Origin of the sequence: Streptomyces calidiresistens, assembly GCF_014141525.1 — a bacterium.
Classification (GTDB): domain Bacteria; phylum Actinomycetota; class Actinomycetes; order Streptomycetales; family Streptomycetaceae; genus Streptomyces; species Streptomyces calidiresistens.
Genome location: NZ_VKHS01000894.1, coordinates 1 through 2054 on the forward strand (window position 1 = coordinate 1; position 2054 = coordinate 2054).

At 73.3% G+C, this 2054-nt stretch carries 1 protein-coding gene; it reads left to right on the plus strand.

Going from position 1 to position 2054, the window contains the following annotated elements:
* The first annotated feature begins 405 nt into the window (after positions 1–405).
* Positions 406–1911, plus strand: a complete 1506-nt coding sequence (locus tag FOE67_RS23865; protein WP_182666906.1) for a glycoside hydrolase family 16 protein — start codon at positions 406–408, stop codon at positions 1909–1911.
* Positions 1912–2054 lie beyond the last annotated feature (143 nt).

The window sequence follows — 2054 nt, forward strand, 5'->3', positions numbered from 1 at the left end:
GCCCCACCCCTTTTCCTGGGTTCCCCGGTTTCCCCGGTTTCCCCGGTGTGGTTCCGGCGGACGCGGCCGGTGGGCTCGGGGCGTCCCCTCGTGACCCGCGGCGGACCCGACCTCTCCGCCCCCCGGCGGGAGCCGACGGTCCCGCGCGTCCGGCCCCCGACCCCGGCCCGCCGGTCAACCGCGACCGGGCGTCCCACCGACACCGATCCGGCGGCCCGGGAAGGCCGTGGGGGAAGGCGGCCCGGGAAGGCCGTACGGGGATTCGGTGAAGGAGAGGTGGGGGAAAGTTCCGGAACCGGCACCTCGTTGACCCGTGATTGGACTACACCTATAACGACGGATGAGCGCTCCCGCCGCGCCCCCCGGTCGCGGCGCCACCCCACACACAGGAGGTGCTCTCCCCCCATGGGCACGCAATCCCCCGCACGGTCGCGACGGCGGCGGACACCGAAGGCGGTCCTCGCCGGCCTCGGCGCCATGGTGCTGGCCGCCGCCGCGCTCACCACCGCGCTGACCCCCACCGACGCCCGGGCCGCGATCCCCCCGGCACAGGACGGCTGGGAGTTGGTCTGGGGCGACGACTTCAACGGCCCCGCGGGCTCCCTGCCCTCCGCCGAGAACTGGCAGATCAACACCGGCCACTCCTACCCCGGCGGTCCCGACAACTGGGGCACGGGGGAGATCCAGTACTACACGAACTCCACCGACAACATCGCGCTGGACGGCAACGGCAACCTGCGGATCACCGCGCTGCGCGAGAACTCCGGGCGCTGGACCTCGGCCCGCATCGAGACCCACCGCGCCGACTTCAAGGCGCCCGAGGGCGGGACGCTGCGCATCGAGGGCCGGATGCAGCTGCCGAACGTCACCGGTGAGGCCGCGTTGGGCTACTGGCCCGCGTTCTGGGCGCTCGGCTCCCCCTACCGGGGCAACTACTGGAACTGGCCGGGCATCGGCGAGTTCGACATCATGGAGAACGTCAACGGCCTCAACACCGTGTGGGGCGTGCTGCACTGCGGCACGGCGCCCGGCGGGCCGTGCGACGAGTTCAACGGCCTGGGCAACAGCCGTCCCTGTCCGGGGGCCACCTGCCAGGAGGCCTTCCACACCTACGGCTTCGAGTGGGACCGCTCGGTCACGCCCAACGAGTTCCGCTGGTACGTGGACGGCGAGCAGTACCACCGCGTGCACCAGGGCATGTTCGACGCCGCCACGTGGGCGAACATGACCGAGCACGCCGGATACTTCCTGCTGCTGAACCTGGCCATGGGCGGTGCCTTCCCCGACGGGGTGGCGGGCTTCCCGACGCCGGTGGCGGCCACGCAGCCCGGCCACTCGCTGATCGTGGACCACGTCGCGGTCTGGACCCGTGGCGGAAACGGCTCCGGCGGTGACAACGGCGGCGGCTCCGGCGACCCGGGCGACCCCGGTCAGCCCGGCAACCCCTCCGTGCTCCACCTGCGGGGCAACGGCGGCCTCGGCGCCGCGCAGTCCGGCGCGTCCTCGGCGACGCTCCCCTCGGCGGGCGGCGCCAACCACGACGGCTCCCCGCACCAGCCGCAGACCTTCCTCGCACAGGGGGTGAACGCCCGGTACACCGGCGGCAGCACCCGCTTCGAGGTGTTCGTGGACGCGGGCACCACCGTCGCCAACGGCCAACAGGTGCGGATCTCCTACGACCACACGGGCAACGGCACGTGGGACCGCACGGAGACCTACCACTACTTCGCCACCGATCCGGAACCCGGGTGGGAGCGGTACACCGAGAGCCGGGGCCTGGCCTCCTCGACCGGCTCCCACGCCGACCTGGTGAACGGCCGGGTGCGGGTGGAGGTCTGGAACGCCATCGGCAACGGGCCGAGCACGGTGGGCATCGGCAACCTGTCCACGGTGACGATCCCGCACGGCTGACGGCCGGCGGCCGGCGGTCGGGATCGGGTGTCCGGGACGGGCCTCCCGGGTGCCCGGTCCCGGTATCGACGGGCGGTGTCGGCACATCCCGCACGGGGAGGTGCCGGCACCGCCCGTCGTCGTGCGCGCCCGTGGGGCTCCCG